The following is a 17,736-nucleotide window of genomic DNA, read 5'->3' as shown; positions in this document are numbered from 1 at the left end:
GATATTCACCGGTTGGCCACCTCCCGATTTCGGCCATCGTTCACGTCCGCGCCGCCCGCATCGGGCCGATCGGCGCGTCCCGCATACTGGGCGGCGCTGATCGCGACACGGTGAAGGGGCGCAGGCACCGGAGAACGTTCGGGGCGGCGCGATCAATGGAACTGTCCGAGGGGGGCCTCTTGCCGTTCACGCTCAGCCATGCGGCCGCAGTACTGCCGGTGATCCGCCGTGACGGAACCGGGCGGGGCCCGTTGATTCCGTCGATGCTCGTCGCGGGTTCCTTTGCGCCCGACATGACGTACTTCGCGGCGAGTGTTCTTCCCGGAGCCATGGAGTTCGGGGATGTCACACACTCCGCCGTAGGGGTGTTCACGGTCGACGCCCTCATCGCGGCGGCGCTCGTCGGTGTCTGGCGGGTGCTGCGCGAGCCATTGGTGGCGCTGCTGCCGCGCGCCTGGCAGGGCCGTACGTATGCGCTGTTGCGCGGCGGATCCGGAGAGCGGGTGCGGCGGTCGCTGGGGCCGTTGATCGTGTGGGGGTATCTCTCCGCGGTGCTCGGGGCGGTCACGCATGCCGTGTGGGATACGTTCACACATCTCGACCGGTGGGGGATGCGGGTGTTCCCGGTGCTCGGCGAGGAGGTCGCGGGCTCGCCGCTGTACTGGTACGCGCAGTACGGCGGTTCGGCGCTGGCCCTGGTGGTGATCGCCGTGTTCGTCGCCTCCGCGCTGCGTCGGGTACCGCCCGCCGAGCGGGTGGGTGTGCCTGAATTGTCCGTTGGTGGGCGGTGGTTGGCAGGTCTTCTGATCGGCGGATGCGCGGCTGTGGGCGCGACGCATCGGGCACTGCGCTGGTGGGCCTACTGGGGTGAGACCGCCAAGCCCTGGGAACTGATCCCGACGCTGTGTTTTGGGGCGGGGGCGGGTTTGGCTGTGGGGGTTGTCGTGTACGGGGTGGGGGTGCGGGGGCTGCGGGCGGCGAGGCCGGTCGCCCCCGCCGTTGCTGACGCCTCCGCGGCCGCGGAGGCGTCAGTCGCCCGCGAGTAAGACGACGGCCCACACCAGAAGCCGCCCCGCCAGGGGCTAATGCGCCGCCGACTCCCAGTCCGCCCCCACGCCCACCGAAACATCCAGCGGCGCCCGCAGCTGCACCGCCGACGCCATCTCGCGGCGGACGATCTCCTCGGCCGCCTCCCGTTCGCCGGGGGCGATCTCGAGGACGATCTCGTCGTGGACCTGGAGCAGCATGCGCGACTTCAGCTGCGCCTCGGTCAGCGCCCGGTCCACCTTGAGCATCGCGAGCTTGACGATGTCGGCAGCGGTGCCCTGGATCGGCGCGTTGAGCGCCATCCGCTCGGCCATCTCGCGGCGCTGCCGGTTGTCGCTGTTCAGGTCGGGCAGATAGCGGCGGCGGCCGAACAGCGTCTCCGTGTACCCGGTGGCGCGGGCCTCGTCGACGACACGGCGCAGATAGTCGCGCACTCCGCCGAACCGCTCGAAGTACGTCTCCATCAGCCCGCGCGCCTCGGCGGCCTCGATGTTCAGCTGCTGCGAGAGGCCGAAGGCCGAAAGACCGTACGCCAGGCCGTACGACATGGCCTTGATCTTGCGGCGCATCTCGGCGTCGACCGCGGACCGCTCCACAGAGAACACCTGCGAGGCGACGGTGGTGTGCAGGTCCTCGCCGGAGGTGAACGCCTCGAGAAGGCCCTCGTCCTCGGACAGATGGGCCATGACGCGCAGCTCGATCTGGCTGTAGTCGGCGGTCATGAGGGACTCGAAGCCCTCGCCGACGACGAAGCCGCGGCGGATGGCGCGGCCCTCGTCCGTGCGCACCGGGATGTTCTGCAGGTTCGGGTCGGTGGAGGACAGCCGGCCCGTCGCCGCCACCGTCTGGTTGAAGGTGGTGTGGATGCGGCCGTCCTCGGCGATCGTCTTGATCAGGCCCTCGACGGTGACGCGCAGCTTCGCCTGCTCGCGGTGGCGCAGCATGATCACGGGCAGTTCGTGGTCGGTCTGCGCGGCCAGCCAGGCGAGCGCGTCCGCGTCCGTCGTGTAGCCCGTCTTCGTCTTCTTGGTCTTGGGCAGGGCGAGTTCGCCGAAGAGGACTTCCTGGAGCTGCTTGGGCGAGCCGAGGTTGAACTCGTGGCCGACGGAGGCGTGCGCCTCCTTTATAGCCTGCTGCACGGCGCCCGCGAACATCTGCTCCATGGCCTCGAGGTGTGGGCGGTCGGCGGCGATGCCGTGCCGCTCCATGCGGGCGAGGAGCTCGGACGTGGGCAGCTCCATGTCGCGCAGCAGCTCGGCGGCGCCCACGTCCCGCAGCCGATCGCCGAAGGCGGTGCCCAGGTCGAGGATGGTGCGGGCCTGCACCATGAGCGCCTCGGCCTCGGCCTGCTCGTCGGTGCCGAAGGCGAGCTGCCCGTCGGCCGCGGCGGCCGGTGCCAGCTCACGGCCCAGGTACTCCAGGGACAGGGCGTCCAGCGCGAAGGAGCGGCGGCCAGGCTTGACCAGATACGCGGCGAGGGCCGTGTCCATGGTCACGCCCTCGACGCTCCAGCCGTGCTCGGCGAAGACGCGCATGGCGCCCTTGGCGTTGTGCAGCACCTTGGGTTTGGCGGGGTCGGCGAGCCACTGTGCGAACGCGGTCTCGTCGGCCTCGTCGAGCTGCGTCGGGTCGAACCAGGCGGCCGCTCCCCCGGCGGCCGCGAGCGCGATCTCGGCGACCGCGCCGCTGCCGAGCTTCCAGGAGTCGACCGTGGCCAGGCCCAGCACCGCCTTGCCGTGCTCGGCGAGCCAGGGCGCCACCTCACCCGCACGCAGCACAGCACCGTGCAGCTCGACACCCTCGCTGACCGGTGCCTCCTCGGCCTCCTGTGCGCCGGGGTCGACGGCGAGCAGCCGCTCGCGCAGCGACGGGTTGCGGATCTCCAGAGTGTCCAGGAACAGCGCGACGGCCTTGCGGTCGTACGGGGCGCGGGCCAGGTCGTCGACGGTCTTGGGCAGCTCGACGTCCCGCACCATCTCCGTGAGCAGGCGATTCATCTTCACCGCCTCCAGGTGGTCGCGGAGGTTCTGCCCGGCCTTGCCCTTGACCTCGTCGACGCGCTCCACCAGCTCGGCGAACGAACCGAACTGGTTGATCCACTTCGTGGCCGTCTTCTCGCCGACGCCCGGAATGCCCGGAAGGTTGTCCGACGGGTCGCCGCGCAGCGCCGCGAAGTCGGGGTACTGCGCGGGCGTCAGGCCGTACTTCTCCTGGACCTTCTCCGGCGTGAACCGGGTGAGCTCGGAGACGCCCTTCGTCGGATACAGCACCGTGACATGGTCGCTGACCAGCTGGAACGCGTCCCGGTCCCCGGTGACGATCAGCACCTCGAAGCCCTGGGCCTCGGCCTGTGTGGCGAGTGTGGCGATGACGTCGTCCGCCTCGAAGCCGTCCACCGCGAACCGCTCGGTGTGCATCGCGTCGAGCAGCTCGCCGATCAGCTCGACCTGGCCCTTGAACTCGTCCGGGGTCTTGGAGCGGTTCGCCTTGTACTCCGCGAACTGCTCCGCCCGCCAGGTCTTGCGGGACACGTCGAACGCCACCGCGAAGTGCGTGGGCGACTCGTCGCGCAGCGTGTTCGCCAGCATCGACGCGAAGCCGTAGATCGCGTTCGTCGGCTGTCCTGTCGCGGTGGTGAAGTTCTCCGCGGGCAGCGCGAAGAACGCGCGGTACGCCAGCGAGTGCCCGTCCATGAGCATCAGGCGCGGCCGGTCCCCGGCGGTCGTCTTCTCGGTCTTCTTCGATGCTGTCTCTGCCACGCCCCCGATCCTGCCACGGCCCACTGACAACCGAGCCCGCCACCGCAGCCGGGCCAACCCATGCTTGCAGCGCCGTGGCCGCCCACCCACCGCCGTTGTCAGCGGGACGTGCAAGGATCGGAGACGTACGCCACACATGCGATCGAAAGGGGCCGCAGGGGGTCCCGAAGAGGAGCAGCGATGGCCACCAAGCCGCCCGCCGGCGACCCGGTCCAGGACGCGCCGCAGGTCGCGGCCCCCCAGCACGCTGCCGCGGGCCTGCCCGCGATCGGCCACTCGCTGCGCATGGCCCAGCAGCAGATGGGCGTGCGCCGCACGACGCTGACGCTGCTGCGCGTGAACCAGAAGGACGGCTTCGACTGCCCCGGCTGCGCCTGGCCCGAGCCGGAGCACCGGCACACGGCGGAGTTCTGTGAGAACGGCGCGAAGGCGGTCGCCGAGGAGGCCACGCTGCGCCGCGTCACGCCCGACTTCTTCGCCGAGCACTCTGTGGCGGACCTCGCGACCCGCAGCGGCTACTGGCTGGGCCAGCAGGGCCGGCTCACGCACCCCATGTATCTGGCGGAGGGCGCCGATCACTACGAGGCGGTGCCGTGGGAGCGGGCCTTCGACATCATCGCCGAGGAGCTGGAGGCCCTCGCCTCGCCGGACGAGGCCGTCTTCTACGCCTCGGGCCGCACCAGCAATGAGGCCGCGTTCCTCTACCAGCTGTTCGCCCGCGAGTTCGGTACGAACAACCTGCCGGACTGCTCCAACATGTGCCACGAGTCCTCGGGCTCCGCGCTCACCGAGACCATCGGCATCGGCAAGGGCAGCGTCTTGCTGGAGGACCTCTACCAGGCGGACCTGATCATCGTGGCCGGGCAGAATCCGGGCACGAACCACCCCCGGATGCTCACGGCCCTGGAGAAGGCGAAGGCGAACGGCGCGCGGATCATCTCCGTCAACCCGCTGCCCGAGGCGGGGCTGGAGCGGTTCAAGAACCCGCAGACCCCCAAGGGCCTCACCAAGGGCGCGGCGCTCACGGACCTGTTCCTGCAGATCCGCATCGGCGGCGACCAGGCCCTGTTCCGGCTCCTCAACAAGCTGATCCTCGAGACAGACGGCGCGGTCGACGAGGAGTTCGTCCGCGAGCACACCCATGGGTACGAGGAGTTCGCTCAGGCCGCGCGGGCCGCCGACTGGGACGAGACGCTCACCGCGACCGGCCTCACACGCGAGAAGATCGAGGAAGCCCTGCGCATGGTGCTGGCCTCGAAGCGCACGGTCGTGTGCTGGGCGATGGGCCTGACCCAGCACAAGCACGCGGTGCCGACCATCCGCGAGGTGGTCAACTTTCTGCTGCTCCGCGGCAACATCGGCCGCCCCGGCGCGGGCGTGTGCCCCGTGCGCGGTCACTCGAACGTGCAGGGCGACCGCACGATGGGCATCTTCGAGCGCCCCGCGCCCGCCTTCCTGGACGCGCTGGAGAGGGAGTTCGGCTTCGCGCCCCCGCGCGAGCACGGCTTCGACGTCGTACGGGCCATCCGCGCGCTCCGCGACGGCGAGGCGAAAGTCTTCTTCGCGATGGGCGGCAACTTCGTGTCGGCCTCGCCCGACACCGAGGTGACCGAGGCGGCGATGCGCCGCGCCCGCCTGACCGTGCACGTCTCGACGAAGCTCAACCGCTCCCACACGGTCACCGGCGCCCGGGCCCTGATCCTGCCCACGCTGGGCCGCACCGAGCGGGACCTGCAGGGCAGTGGCGAGCAGTTCGTGACCGTCGAGGACTCCATGAGCATGGTGCACGCCTCGCGCGGCCGCCTGGAGCCGGCCAGCCCCCACCTGCTGTCCGAGCCGGCCATCGTGTGCCGTCTCGCGCGGCGGGTCCTCGGCGAGGACAGCCGCACCCCGTGGGAGGAGTTCGAGAAGGACTACGCGACGATCCGCGACCGCATCGCACGCGTCGTCCCCGGCTTCGAGGACTTCAACGCGCGCGTGGCACGCCCCGGAGGCTTCGTCCTGCCGCACGCCCCGCGCGACGAGCGCCGCTTCCCGACGGCCACCGGCAAGGCCAACTTCACGGCCGCCCCCGTGGAGTACCCCGAGGTCCCCGAGGGCCGTCTGCTGCTGCAGACACTGCGCTCGCACGACCAGTACAACACCACGATCTACGGCCTCGACGACCGCTACCGCGGCATCAAGAACGGCCGCCGGGTCGTCCTGGTCAACGCGGACGACGCGGCCGAGCTCGGCCTGGCCGACGGGGCGTACGCGGACCTGGTCGGCGAGTGGGAGGACGGCGTGGAGCGGCGTGCGCCCGGCTTCCGGGTGGTGCACTACCCCACCACGCGCGGCTGCGCCGCGGCGTACTACCCGGAGACCAACGTCCTGGTCCCGCTCGACGCGACCGCCGACACCAGCAACACGCCCGTGAGCAAGTCCGTCGTCATACGCCTGGAGCGGCGCTGAGCACATCCCGGTGAGCTGCAGCACAGCAGGCCCCCCGGCGGGAACAGAACACCCGGGCTAAGCGTTCGCTCAGCTGTCCTGATAGAACGGTGCACCTGCCATGCACCGCCGTACGGCTACGGCGGCGAGACAACGAACGGAGCCCGGCCACCCCATGGGCGAACAGCACACGGTCAAGTTCCCGCAAGAGGTCATCGACGAGTACGCCTCGCTCGGCGTCGACCTGCCCGCGCTCTTCTCCGCGGGGCACCTCGGCACCCGTATGGGCATCGAGATCAAGGAGGCGTCGGCGGACCGCGTCGTCGGCACCATGCCCGTCGAGGGCAACACCCAGCCGTACGGTCTGCTGCACGGCGGCGCCTCCGCCGTGCTCGCCGAGACCCTCGGCTCGGTCGGCTCGATGCTGCACGCCGGCAGCACGAAGATCGCCGTCGGCGTCGACCTCAACTGCACGCACCACCGCGGGGTGCGCTCGGGCCTGGTGACCGGCGTCGCGACGCCGCTGCACCGGGGCCGCTCCACGGCCACGTACGAGATCGTCATCACGGACGAGCAGGACAAGCGCGTCTGCACGGCACGGCTGACGTGCCTGCTGCGGGACGTAGGCCCCAGCGACGAGGAGCACATCCGCGCCGCGGGCTGACGCCCGGCGCGCACCCCGCCGGGCGGTGCAGGTCAGCCTCCGCTCCAGCCCGGCAGGGCGGCCGCTCCTGCCCGCCGACGAACCGGTTCCGACACGGCGGGGCGACTCAACTCCCCACCCGCTTACAGGGCCTAGGGAGATCCCCACTTGTCGGGGACCTCCCCAGACGCTTCACTGGCGCTCACCCCCCACAGGAGAACATCCGGTCCCACTTCCATCGAAGAGGTACTTCTTGACCGCCATACGCGCCACCGCCGTCACCGCAGCGGCCTGTGCCGCCGTGCTCGCCACCGCGCTGCCCTCCTCCGCGATCAACTCCTACAACGCCACGCCGGCACCCGAACGCACCGAGGTCGGGGCGCTCGTCGCCACCTGGGACAACGACGACGACCCGGCAACCCCGGACCGGGTCGACTGGGTCTGCTCCGGCACCATGATCGACTCCGACACGTTCCTGACCGCCGCGCACTGCACCACCGACTGGCCGGACAACGTGAAGTTCTACGTCTCGCTCGATCAGGACGTGCAGGCCGGTCTCGACGCCGCCGCGAAGAAGTACCCGGGCGACCCGGCCGCCCAGGCGAACGCCGTCGCCGTCCAGGGCACCGCCCACAGCCACCCCGACTACCCGGGCCCCGCCTCGGACACGCACGACATCTCGGTCGTCGAACTGCCCGCCGCGAAGGTCAAGTCCCGCTGGTCGTTCACCCCGGCCACCCTGCCGACCGCGAACCAGCTGGGCGCGCTCCGCCCGCAGGGCCTGAACTCCACGGACTGGTTCGTCGCCGGATACGGCACGCAGGAGGCCGTCAACGGCCCCGGCGGCCACACCCACCCCGGCGGCGGGGTCCGCATGAAGGCCCCCGAGACCTTCGACGCCCTCAACGACGCCTGGGTGCGCCTCGCCATGACCGCCCCTCAGGGCAACGGAGGCGCCTGCTACGGCGATTCGGGCGGCCCCAACTTCGCGGTCATCGACGGCAAGAACATCCTCGCCGCCACGACCATCACCGGCGACACCCCGTGCTACGCGACGAACGTGACGTACCGGCTGGACACTCCCGCCGCACGGGCCTTCCTCGCGCCGTACGTGAAGCTGCCCTAGCGACCCCGCGGGCCCGCACCCCGCGCGGGCCCCCGGCGGAACGGCGCCGTTCCAGCCACGGCCGCCGCCTGGGACCTTTCCCGCCACGGCCGCCGTCCGGCCGACGCCCGGGCCGAGCCCGCCGGCCGGTTCAGCCGCACCGAACCGGCCGGCATCGGCCATCTTGTCGGCCTGTCCAAGCAGCCGGCTCGGCCGGGATACAGACGCCACGGATATCCGTGACCCGGCGCGCGAGGCTCCCCCTGCACGCCAGGCTCGCCTTCCTGAATGTAACGCTCCGTAACACGCGCGCAATACAGCAGCCCGGATTTATCTCCGGCGGAGCGTACTCACGTGATCTTTCCCGGCCACTCCACAGCGCCCCCGACGACATTCCCCCCAGGTCGGCCCACCCACGAGGGGAAGTGCGGATTCTCAAAATGTGGACTTTTGGGAATTCCACCAAACCGGCCGAGAGTCACCTTTGCGGAATGGTCGATTCCGGCGCGGCATAACAAGAAAGTCACAAGGCAGCCCGCGTAGATGCCTCTGGCCAGGGACCGGGCTTAGAGTCACGCCCAGTCACCGCTCCATGGGGAGTTCGGTACCAGCGCGGCACAGGTCGTCCCAGAAGGGGGACGATCATGCCTGCCGAAAGGACTGATTGTGCGACAGCGTTCTCTGGTGATACTTACCTCCGTTCTCACCACCGGAGCTCTGACCCTCACCGCTTGCGGCTCCCGTGACGACAAGGGCGGCGACTCCAACAACAGCGGCGGCAGCACCACCACCCTCACCATCGGTGTCGACGCCCCGCTCTCCGGCGAGAACTCCACCACCGGCCTCGGCATCCAGTACGGCGCCCAGATCGCCGTCGACGACGCCAACAAGAAGAAGCTCGTGCCGGGCGTGACCTTCAAGCTCAAGGCCTACGACGACAAGGCCCAGCCCGCCACCGGCCAGTCGAACGCCACCGCCATCACCGGCGACAAGACCGCCGTCGGCGCCGTCGGCCCGCTGAACTCCGGCGTCGCCCAGACGATGCAGCAGGTGTTCGCCTCCGCCAACATGGTCCAGATCTCTCCGTCGAACACCGCCCCCGAGCTGACCCAGGGCAAGAACTGGCAGACGGACAAGAAGCGGCCGTTCAAGACGTACTTCCGCACCGCCACCACCGACGAGCTCCAGGGCAGCTTCGCCGCCGACTACGCCTACAACGGCCTCAAGAAGAAGACGGCCTTCGTCGTCGACGACAAGCAGACCTACGGCGCCGGCCTGGCGAAGATCTTCAACGAGAAGTACAAGGAGTTCGGCGGCAAGGTCGTCGGCACCGACCACGTCAACACGGGCGACAAGGACTTCGGCTCCCTCGTCACCAAGATCAAGAACTCCGGTGCCGACCTGCTCTACTACGGCGGCCAGTACGACGAGTCCTCGCTGATCACCAAGCAGCTCAAGGACGCCGGCGTCAACATCCCGCTGTTCGGCGGCGACGGCATGTTCGCCTCCACCTACATCGAGACCGCCGGCAAGGCCGCCGAAGGCGACCTCGCCACCGCCATCGGCGTCCCCGCCGACACCCTGCCCGCCGCCAAGCAGTTCATCGAGACCTACAAGGCCAAGGGCTACAAGGGTGACTACGGCGCCTACGGCGCCTACTCCTACGACGCCGCCACCGCCATCATCAACGCCGTGAAGGCCGTCGCCGACGCCAACGGCGGCAAGGTGCCCACCGACATCAACGACCTGCGCTCCAAGGTCGTCGACGCCGTCCAGAAGTCCGACTTCGAAGGCATCTCGGGCAAGGTCTCCTTCGACGAGTACGGCGACACCACCAACAAGCAGCTGACGGTCTACCAGGTCGAAAAGGGCGAGTGGAAGGCCGTGAAGACCGGCACCGCCAAGTAGTCCAGGCCCCCCAGCACGCCACACACGGGCCGCGCGGAGGAGGACCCCGACCGCGCGGCCCGTTCTCACACCCAGACCCAGCACACGACCAGTGCACACGACCACCAGCGACATGGAGGCCACGCGGTGAACACCCTGCCGCAGCAGCTGGCCAACGGGCTGCTCCTAGGCTCGATGTACGGGCTGATCGCCATCGGCTACACGATGGTGTACGGCATCGTCCAGCTCATCAACTTCGCGCACGGCGAGATCTTCATGACCGGAGCGTTCGGCGCCCTCACGGTCTACTTCTACATCCTGCCCGACGGCACCCCCATGGCCGTCGCGGTCCCCCTGATGCTGATAGGCGGCGGCATCGTCGCCATCCTCATCGCCGTCGGAGCGGAACGGTTCGCCTACCGACCACTGCGCGGAGCACCACGCCTGGCACCACTCATCACCGCCATCGGCCTCTCCCTGGCCCTCCAGGAAGTCGTCCGCAACTTCTACCCCGGCGCCGACCGAGCCCGCGCCTTCCCCGGCCTCGACGCCACCCACGACCTCGGCTCCATCACCATCAAGGACGCCGACATCTTCCTCATCGTGTCGGCCGTCGTCTGCATGGCGGCCCTCGCCTACTTCGTCCGCAAGAGCCGCACCGGCCGCGCCATGCAGGCCACCGCCCAGGACCCCGACACCGCACAGCTCATGGGCATCGACACCAACCGCATCATCGTCATCGCCTTCGCCATCGGCGGCTTCTTCGCCGCCGTCGCCGCCGTCGCCTACGGCCTCAAATACGGCAACGTCGACTACCGCATGGGCTTCCTCATGGGCCTCAAGGCCTTCACCGCAGCAGTCCTCGGCGGCATCGGCAACATCTACGGCGCCATGCTCGGCGGCCTCGTCCTCGGCATCGCCGAAACCCTCGCCTCCGCCTACATCGACGAAATCCCCGGCATGCAGCAGCTCGGCGGCCAGAGCTGGGCCAACGTCTGGGCCTTCTGCCTCCTCATCATCGTGCTCCTCGTCAGGCCCCAAGGCCTGCTCGGCGAACGAGTCGCGGACAGGGCGTGATCACATGACCGACACCAAGACCACCCCGGTCACCCCCGCCCCCACCACGCGCGGCGTCCTGCCGCTGCCCACCGCAGCCGCCCGCCCGCTCCTCCTCGCCGGCGGCATCGCCACCGCCGCCTCCGCCTTCCTCGCCTGGACCTGGACCGCCGAATTCCCCGGCGACCTCACCATCAACGGCTACCCCGGCGGCCTGCAATGGCTCACCGTCGTCGCCGGCATCCTCACCGTCCTGTTCACCCTGGCGTCGTACGACATCCGCGGCCTCGGCTGGCTCCTGCCCGCCCGCAACACCGCACCGCTCGTCCTCACCGCCCTCGGCGCCTTCGCCACCACCTGGTTCACGATCATCGCGATCAGCGTCGAACTGGGCGGCCTCGCCAACCTCGAACCCGGCGGCTGGATCGCGGCCATCGCCGCCGCACTCCCCCTCCTCGGCGCCCTCGCCCTCCCCCAGGAGAACACCGGCAACGCCAAGGAAACCTTCAAAGCCTCCATCGCCAAGGCCGAGAAGATCCCCGCCCCCGCGGCCGTCTCCCCCTGGATCGAACGACTCGTCATCACCGTCGTCACCGCGATCGGCCTCGGCGTCTTCACCTACGGCATCGACACCGAATACGGCGAACTCTTCGTCGGCTACCTCATCACCGTCGTCTTCGCCATGTGGGCCCTCCACACCGCGGGCCTCCTCGACCGGTTCTCCCGCCTCGTCGCCCACAACCGCAGCTTCACGCTCGCCATGGGCTTCGTCGCCGCCATCGCCTTCCCCTTCACCCAGACCGACGACCACTACGCCAACATCGGCGTCAACATCCTCATCTTCGGAACCGTCGCACTCGGCCTGAACATCGTCGTCGGCCTCGCGGGCCTCCTCGACCTCGGATACGTCGCCTTCCTCGGCGTCGGCGCCTACACCGCCGCCCTCGTCTCCGGCTCCGAATTCTCCCGCTTCTCCGGCGTCCAGTTCCCGTTCTGGGCCTCCGCCCTCACCGGCGCCGCCGCATCCCTCATCTTCGGCGTCCTCATCGGCGCCCCCACCCTGCGACTGCGCGGCGACTACCTCGCCATCGTCACCCTCGGCTTCGGAGAGATCTTCCGCATCGCCGTCAACAACATGGACGGCGACTCCGGCCCCGACATCACCAACGGCCCGAACGGCATCCCGTCCATCCCCGACCTGAACTTCCTCGGATTCAACTTCGGGCAGTCACACGACATCGGCGGATTCACCCTCGGCCGCTTCGCCAACTACTACCTGCTGATGGTCCTCATCATGGCCATCGTCGTCCTCGTCTACACCCGCGCCGCCGACTCCCGCATCGGCCGCTCCTGGATTGCCATCCGCGAAGACGAAACTGCCGCCACCGCCATGGGCATCAACGGCTTCCGCGTCAAACTCATCGCCTTCGCACTCGGCGCCGCCCTCGCCGGCCTCGCCGGCACCGTCAGCGCCCACGTCACCTACAGCGTCGTCCCCACGCCGTACCAGTTCGCCGGCTCCACCCCGCCCAACTCCGCATTCCTCCTCGCCGCCGTCGTCCTCGGCGGCATGGGTACGGTCGCCGGCCCCCTGCTCGGCGCGGCACTCCTCTACCTGCTCCCCGAGAAGCTCGTCTTCCTGCAGGACAAGTCGCTCCTGGCCTTCGGTATCGCCCTCATCCTGCTGATGCGCTTCCGGCCCGAAGGCGTCATCGCCAACCGCCGCCAGCAGCTCGAGTTCCACGAAACCGGCCAACTCGACGTACCCGAACAACGAATCGACGACACCGACGACACCGCCGTCAGCGTCACCAAGGCGGGGGCGTGATCACCATGACCACTACCACCACGACCGGCACCCCGGTACTCGAAGCCACCAACGTCACGATGCGCTTCGGCGGCCTCACCGCCGTACGCTCCGTCGACTTCACCGTCAACAGCGGCGAAATCGTCGGCCTCATCGGACCCAACGGCGCAGGCAAGACGACCTTCTTCAACTGCCTCACCGGCCTGTACGTCCCCACCGAAGGCACCGTCTCCTACAAGGGCACCGTCCTGCCGCCCAAGCCGCACCTCGTCACCAAGGCCGGCATCGCCCGCACGTTCCAGAACATCCGGCTCTTCGCCAACATGACCGTCCTGGAAAACGTGCTCGTCGGCCGCCACACCCGGACCAAGGAAGGCCTCTGGTCGGCCCTCCTCCGCGGCCCCGGCTTCAAGAAGGCCGAACGCGAGAGCGAAGAACGCGCCATGGAACTCCTCGAGTTCGTCGGCCTCGCCAACAAGCGCGACCACCTCGCCCGCAACCTCCCCTACGGCGAACAACGCAAGCTCGAAATCGCCCGCGCCCTCGCCAGCGAACCCGGACTCCTCCTCCTCGACGAGCCCACCGCCGGCATGAACCCCCAGGAGACCCGGGCCACCGAAGAACTCGTCTTCGCCATCCGCGACAAGGGCATCGCCGTCCTCCTCATCGAGCACGACATGCGCTTCGTCTTCAACCTCTGCGACCGCGTCGCCTGCCTCGTCCAGGGCGAAAAGCTCGTCGAAGGCACCTCCGACGTCGTCCAGAGCGACGAACGCGTCGTCGCCGCCTACCTCGGCACCCCCTTCGAAGGCGTCCCCGAGGACAGCGCACTCGACGAAGTCGAAGCCGCCGAGGCCCACAGCGCCACCAGCACCACCAGCGTTGAAGTTGAAGGAGACCAGAAGTGACCGCACTCCTCGAGGTCGAAGACCTCAAGGTCGCCTACGGCAAAATCGAAGCCGTCAAAGGCATCTCCTTCAGCGTCGAAGCCGGCCAGGTCGTCACCCTCATCGGTACCAACGGCGCCGGAAAAACCACCACACTGCGGACGCTCTCAGGCCTCCTCAAGCCCCTCAGCGGCAAAATCACCTTCGACGGAAAGCCCCTGACCGGCGTCCCCGCACACAAAATCGTCGCCCTCGGACTCGCCCACTCCCCCGAAGGCCGCCACATCTTCCCCCGCCTCACCATCGCGGAAAATCTCCAACTCGGAGCATTCCTCCGCAAAGACACAGCGGGAATCGAGAAGGACATCCAGCGCGCCTACGAGCTGTTCCCCATCCTCGGCGAACGCCGCAAGCAGGCCGCAGGCACCCTCTCCGGCGGCGAACAGCAGATGCTGGCGATGGGCCGCGCCCTGATGTCCCAGCCGAAGCTCCTCATGCTCGACGAGCCCTCCATGGGCCTCTCCCCGATCATGATGCAGAAGATCATGGCGACCATCGCCGAGCTCAAAGCCCAGGGCACCACGATCCTGCTCGTCGAACAGAACGCCCAGGCCGCGCTCTCCCTCGCCGACCAGGGCCACGTCATGGAGGTCGGCAAGATCGTCCTCTCCGGCACCGGCCAGGACCTCCTCCACGACGAATCCGTACGCAAGGCGTACCTCGGCGAGGACTAAACCCCGCCGACCGGCACCAGCCGACAAAAAAACGACGAGGCCCGCCTCCCCCACAAGGGAGGCGGGCCTCGCCACTGAAAAAACCGGCCCGGCCTACTGGCCCTTCGCCGCCTTCTTCTCCTCAGAATCCTGAATAACCGCCTCAGCAACCTGCTGCATCGACAAACGCCGATCCATCGACGTCTTCTGAATCCAACGGAACGCCGCCGGCTCCGTCAGCCCATACTCCGTCTGCAGAATCGACTTCGCCCGATCCACCAGCTTCCGCGTCTCCAAACGCTGAGCAAGGTCCGCGACCTCCTTCTCCAACGTCTTCAACTGCTGGTACCGCGACACCGCCATCTCGATCGCCGGCACGACATCACTCTTACTGAACGGCTTCACCAGATACGCCATCGCACCCGCATCCCGCGCCCGCTCCACCAGATCACGCTGCGAGAACGCCGTCAGCATCAACACCGGAGCAATCGACTCCTCACCGATCTTCTCCGCCGCCGAGATGCCATCCAGCTTCGGCATCTTCACATCCAAGATCACCAGATCCGGCTTGTGCTCCCGCGCCAGCTCCACCGCCTCCTCACCGTCACCGGCCTCAGCCACGACGGTGTAGCCCTCCTCCTCCAGCATCTCCTTCAGATCCATACGGATGAGCGCCTCGTCCTCGGCGATGACGACACGGGTCGTCAGCGGAGGCACGTGCGACTTGTCGTCGTCATCGGCTACGGGCTGGGGAGACTCGGGGGCGGTCACGTGGGCTCCTCGTTGCGCAGGTCGGGCATGTTACTGCTGCCTATGCAGAGTACCTAGCGGCGGGGAGCTGCGGTGACCCGGTACACTTCCCGAAGTGCCGAGCCGGGTTGGTGGAACGGCATACACGGAGGTCTCAAACACCTCTGCCCGTGAGGGCTTGCGGGTTCGAATCCCGCACCCGGCACCCTGGAAAGCGGATGTTCACGTTCTCGTGAATATCCGCTTTTTGATACCTTCGGCCACTTTGCGTGACGCAGAGTAGCCGCATGTCTCCGGCCCGTCTGAGGAGGCACCCGCGCCCTCTCCCCTGCCCCTACTTCGGCGAGTCGTCCTCGCCGATGTGGTGCACGCGCACCAGGTTCGTCGAGCCGGGGACCCCGGGCGGCGAGCCGGCCGTGATGACCACGATGTCGCCCTTCTCGCAGCGGCCGATCTTGAGGAGCTGTTCGTCGACCTGGTCGACCATGGCGTCGGTGGAGTCGACGTGGGGGCCGAGGAAGGTTTCGACGCCCCAGGTGAGGTTGAGCTGGGAGCGGGTGGCGGCGTCGGGGGTGAAGGCGAGGAGGGGGATGGGTGAGCGGTAGCGGGAGAGGCGGCGGGCGGTGTCGCCGGACTGGGTGAAGGCGACGAGGTATTTGGCGCCGAGGAAGTCGCCGATTTCGGCGGCTGCGCGGGCGACGGCGCCGCCCTGGGTGCGGGGCTTGTTGCGTTCGGTCAGGGGCGGGAGGCCCTTGGCGAGGATGTCTTCCTCAGCCGCCTCGACGATCCTCGACATGGTTTTGACCGTCTCGATGGGGTATTTGCCGACGCTGGTTTCGCCGGAGAGCATGACGGCGTCGGTGCCGTCGATGACGGCGTTGGCGACGTCGGAGGCTTCGGCGCGGGTGGGCCGGGAGTTGTCGATCATCGAGTCGAGCATTTGGGTGGCGACGATGACCGGTTTGGCGTTGCGTTTGGCGAGTTTGATGGCGCGCTTTTGGACGAGGGGGACTTGTTCGAGTGGCATTTCGACGCCGAGGTCTCCGCGGGCGACCATGATGCCGTCGAATGCGGCGACGATGTCGTCGATGTTCTCGACGGCTTGGGGTTTTTCGACTTTGGCGATGACGGGGAGGCGGCGGCCTTCTTCGCGCATGATGCGGTGGACGTCGATGATGTCGCGTCCGCTGCGGACGAAGGAGAGGGCGATGATGTCGAAGCCGGTGTTGAGGGCCCAGCGGAGGTCGTCTTCGTCTTTTTCGGAGAGTGCGGGGACGGAGACGGCGACGCCGGGGAGGTTGAGGCCTTTATGGTCGGAGACCATGCCGCCTTCGATGACGGTGGTGTGGACGCGGGGGCCGTCGACGCCGGTGACGTGGAGGCAGACTTTGCCGTCGTCGACGAGGATGCGTTCGCCGGGGGTGACGTCGGTGGCGAGGCCGGCGTAGGTGGTGCCGCAGGTGTGGCGGTCGCCTTGGGTGCCTTCTTCGACGGTGATGGTGAATTGGTCGCCGCGTTCAAGGAGTACGGGGCCTTCGCTGAAGCGGCCGAGGCGGATCTTCGGGCCTTGAAGGTCGGCGAGGATTCCGACGCTGCGGCCGGTTTCGTCGGATGCTTTTCGGACGCGTTGGTAGCGCTCCTCGTGTTCGGCGTGGGTGCCGTGGCTGAGGTTGAAGCGGGCGACGTCCATTCCGGCTTCGACCAGGGCTTTGATCTGGTCGTATGAGTCGGTGGCGGGGCCCAGGGTACAGACGATCTTTGCTCGGCGCATACGTCGAGCGTAGGCCTTACCGGCGGGTAGGGAATTGGCTGCGCATGACTACACAACAACCTTTGCGTGAAGGTCTCTTGACAAGGGTTGAATTGCGCGCGGGGGTGCTCCGATGAGCATTCGATGTGCCGCCCGTATGGGTGTTCCTGTGGTTTTTCCGGGTCTTTTGCCGGGTCTTTTCCGCTAGGCCTCCAGTCGGGGTGGCGTCATCGTAAAGCGGGCGTTGACCTCGGCGTAGACGTGCTGGCGTTGGGGTTCGAGGTCGAGGGGTGCGGCTTCGTCTGCGGCTTCGGCGGCGTAGGCGGCGGTGCGCATGCGGGCGGCGGTGGGTTGCATGGCGGTGTAGGGGGTGGGGGTTTCGGCACCGATGTCGGCGAGTTCGATGAGGGCGGCGAGGGTGGTGCCGAGGGCGGCGGCGTATTCGCGGGCGCGTTGGACGGCGTCGTGGACGGCTTGTTGGCGGGCTTGGCGGTGGGCGGGTGAGTCGGGGCGGAGGGCCCACCAGGGGCCGTCGACGCGGGTGAGGTCGAGGTCGGCGAGGCGGGTGGCGAGCTCACCGAGGGCGGTGAAGTCGGTGAGTTCGGCGGTGATGTGGACGCGTCCGTGGTAGGCGCGGATGCGTTCGCCGCGGCCGTGTCGGGTGAGTTCGGGTGCGATGGAGAAGGCGCCGGTTTCGAGTTTCTCGACGGCTTCTCCGTAGGTTTTGACGAGGTCGAGGACGGCGGTGTTGCGGCGGGTGAGGTCGTCGAGGGCTTCTCGGCGGCTGGTGCCGCGGGCGGTGACGGTGATGCCGATGCGGGCGATTTCGGGGTCGGCTTCGATGTGGGCTTCGCCGCGGACGGCGATGCGGGGGGCGTCGGGGGTGCCGTAGGGGGTGTGGG

The 17,736-nt window shown here is 68.5% G+C and carries 13 protein-coding genes and 1 tRNA gene; 10 read left to right on the top strand and 4 right to left on the bottom strand.

Translation table 11 applies throughout. The features are described from left to right. Positions 1 to 179 precede the first annotated feature (179 nt). Complete coding sequence (locus tag STSP_RS02570) at positions 180 to 1,046, top strand: DUF4184 family protein (protein ID WP_067271609.1); 867 nt, start codon at positions 180 to 182, stop codon at positions 1,044 to 1,046. Positions 1,047 to 1,082: 36 nt separating this feature from the next. Here STSP_RS02570 and polA read toward each other — a convergent pair whose 3' ends face one another. Beyond that, positions 1,083 to 3,806, bottom strand: a complete 2,724-nt coding sequence (gene polA / locus STSP_RS02565; protein ID WP_067271388.1) for a DNA polymerase I — start codon at positions 3,804 to 3,806, stop codon at positions 1,083 to 1,085. A gap of 180 nt (positions 3,807 to 3,986) precedes the next feature. Here polA and STSP_RS02560 point away from each other — a divergent pair, with 180 nt between their 5' ends. The 8 genes from STSP_RS02560 (at position 3,987) to STSP_RS02525 (ending at position 14,355) form a co-directional block, all read left to right on the top strand. Then, a complete protein-coding gene (locus STSP_RS02560) occupies positions 3,987 to 6,257 on the top strand; it encodes an FdhF/YdeP family oxidoreductase (RefSeq protein WP_067271385.1) in 2,271 nt (756 codons plus the stop codon). A 154-nt stretch (positions 6,258 to 6,411) separates the two neighbouring features. Continuing rightward, on the top strand, positions 6,412 to 6,900 hold the full coding sequence (locus tag STSP_RS02555) for a PaaI family thioesterase (RefSeq protein WP_067271383.1): 489 nt from the start codon (positions 6,412 to 6,414) through the stop codon (positions 6,898 to 6,900). 232 nt (positions 6,901 to 7,132) lie between these two features. Further along, positions 7,133 to 8,005, top strand: coding sequence for a trypsin-like serine protease (locus STSP_RS02550; protein WP_198547242.1), 873 nt, complete (start codon positions 7,133 to 7,135; stop codon positions 8,003 to 8,005). A gap of 660 nt (positions 8,006 to 8,665) precedes the next feature. Next, positions 8,666 to 9,892, top strand: a complete 1,227-nt coding sequence (locus STSP_RS02545; protein WP_067271605.1) for a branched-chain amino acid ABC transporter substrate-binding protein — start codon at positions 8,666 to 8,668, stop codon at positions 9,890 to 9,892. 126 nt (positions 9,893 to 10,018) lie between these two features. Beyond that, positions 10,019 to 10,948 carry a branched-chain amino acid ABC transporter permease gene (locus STSP_RS02540; RefSeq protein ID WP_067271381.1) on the top strand — a complete coding sequence of 310 codons (930 nt, stop codon included), beginning with the start codon at positions 10,019 to 10,021 and terminating at the stop codon, positions 10,946 to 10,948. A 4-nt stretch (positions 10,949 to 10,952) separates the two neighbouring features. Further along, on the top strand, positions 10,953 to 12,755 hold the full coding sequence (locus tag STSP_RS02535) for a branched-chain amino acid ABC transporter permease (RefSeq protein ID WP_067271378.1): 1,803 nt from the start codon (positions 10,953 to 10,955) through the stop codon (positions 12,753 to 12,755). A gap of 5 nt (positions 12,756 to 12,760) precedes the next feature. Beyond that, on the top strand, positions 12,761 to 13,642 hold the full coding sequence (locus STSP_RS02530) for an ABC transporter ATP-binding protein (RefSeq protein WP_067271603.1): 882 nt from the start codon (positions 12,761 to 12,763) through the stop codon (positions 13,640 to 13,642). Continuing rightward, on the top strand, positions 13,639 to 14,355 hold the full coding sequence (locus tag STSP_RS02525) for an ABC transporter ATP-binding protein (protein ID WP_067271375.1): 717 nt from the start codon (positions 13,639 to 13,641) through the stop codon (positions 14,353 to 14,355). Before STSP_RS02530 ends, STSP_RS02525 begins: the two co-directional genes overlap by 4 nt. 93 nt (positions 14,356 to 14,448) lie before the next feature. Here the strand turns inward: STSP_RS02525 and STSP_RS02520 are convergent, their stop codons facing one another. Continuing rightward, entirely contained in the window at positions 14,449 to 15,105 is a 657-nt protein-coding gene (locus tag STSP_RS02520) for an ANTAR domain-containing response regulator (protein ID WP_067271372.1), read from the bottom strand. Between the two features lie 101 nt (positions 15,106 to 15,206). On the opposite strand from STSP_RS02520, the gene STSP_RS02515 reads away from it, so the two are divergent. Beyond that, a tRNA-Leu gene (locus STSP_RS02515) sits at positions 15,207 to 15,289 on the top strand. A gap of 129 nt (positions 15,290 to 15,418) precedes the next feature. Here the strand turns inward: STSP_RS02515 and pyk are convergent. Both pyk and STSP_RS02505 read right to left on the bottom strand, forming a co-directional pair. Further along, positions 15,419 to 16,855: a pyruvate kinase gene (gene pyk / locus STSP_RS02510; RefSeq protein ID WP_067271368.1), complete on the bottom strand. Its 1,437-nt coding sequence runs from the start codon at positions 16,853 to 16,855 to the stop codon at positions 15,419 to 15,421. Positions 16,856 to 17,038: 183 nt separating this feature from the next. After that, positions 17,039 to 17,736: SIMPL domain-containing protein (locus STSP_RS02505; RefSeq protein ID WP_232789500.1), on the bottom strand; the 698-nt coding region annotated here is incomplete at its 5' end.

Origin of the sequence: Streptomyces jeddahensis (genome assembly GCF_001642995.1) — a bacterium.
In the GTDB taxonomy this organism is placed as follows: Bacteria; Actinomycetota; Actinomycetes; order Streptomycetales; family Streptomycetaceae; genus Streptomyces; species Streptomyces jeddahensis.
The sequence above is the reverse complement of the archived record's forward strand: the minus strand, read 5'-3'. Positions and strand labels throughout refer to the sequence as shown.

Excerpts from the sequence above, each read along its gene's own strand:
- pyk (WP_067271368.1), bottom strand. The coding sequence starts at position 16,855 with ATGCGCCGAGCAAAGATCGTCTGTACCCTGGGCCCCGCCACCGACTCA.
- STSP_RS02555 (WP_067271383.1), top strand. The coding sequence starts at position 6,412 with ATGGGCGAACAGCACACGGTCAAGTTCCCGCAAGAGGTCATCGACGAG.
- STSP_RS02560 (WP_067271385.1), top strand. The coding sequence starts at position 3,987 with ATGGCCACCAAGCCGCCCGCCGGCGACCCGGTCCAGGACGCGCCGCAG.
- STSP_RS02530 (WP_067271603.1), top strand. The coding sequence starts at position 12,761 with ATGACCACTACCACCACGACCGGCACCCCGGTACTCGAAGCCACCAAC.
- STSP_RS02535 (WP_067271378.1), top strand. The coding sequence starts at position 10,953 with ATGACCGACACCAAGACCACCCCGGTCACCCCCGCCCCCACCACGCGC.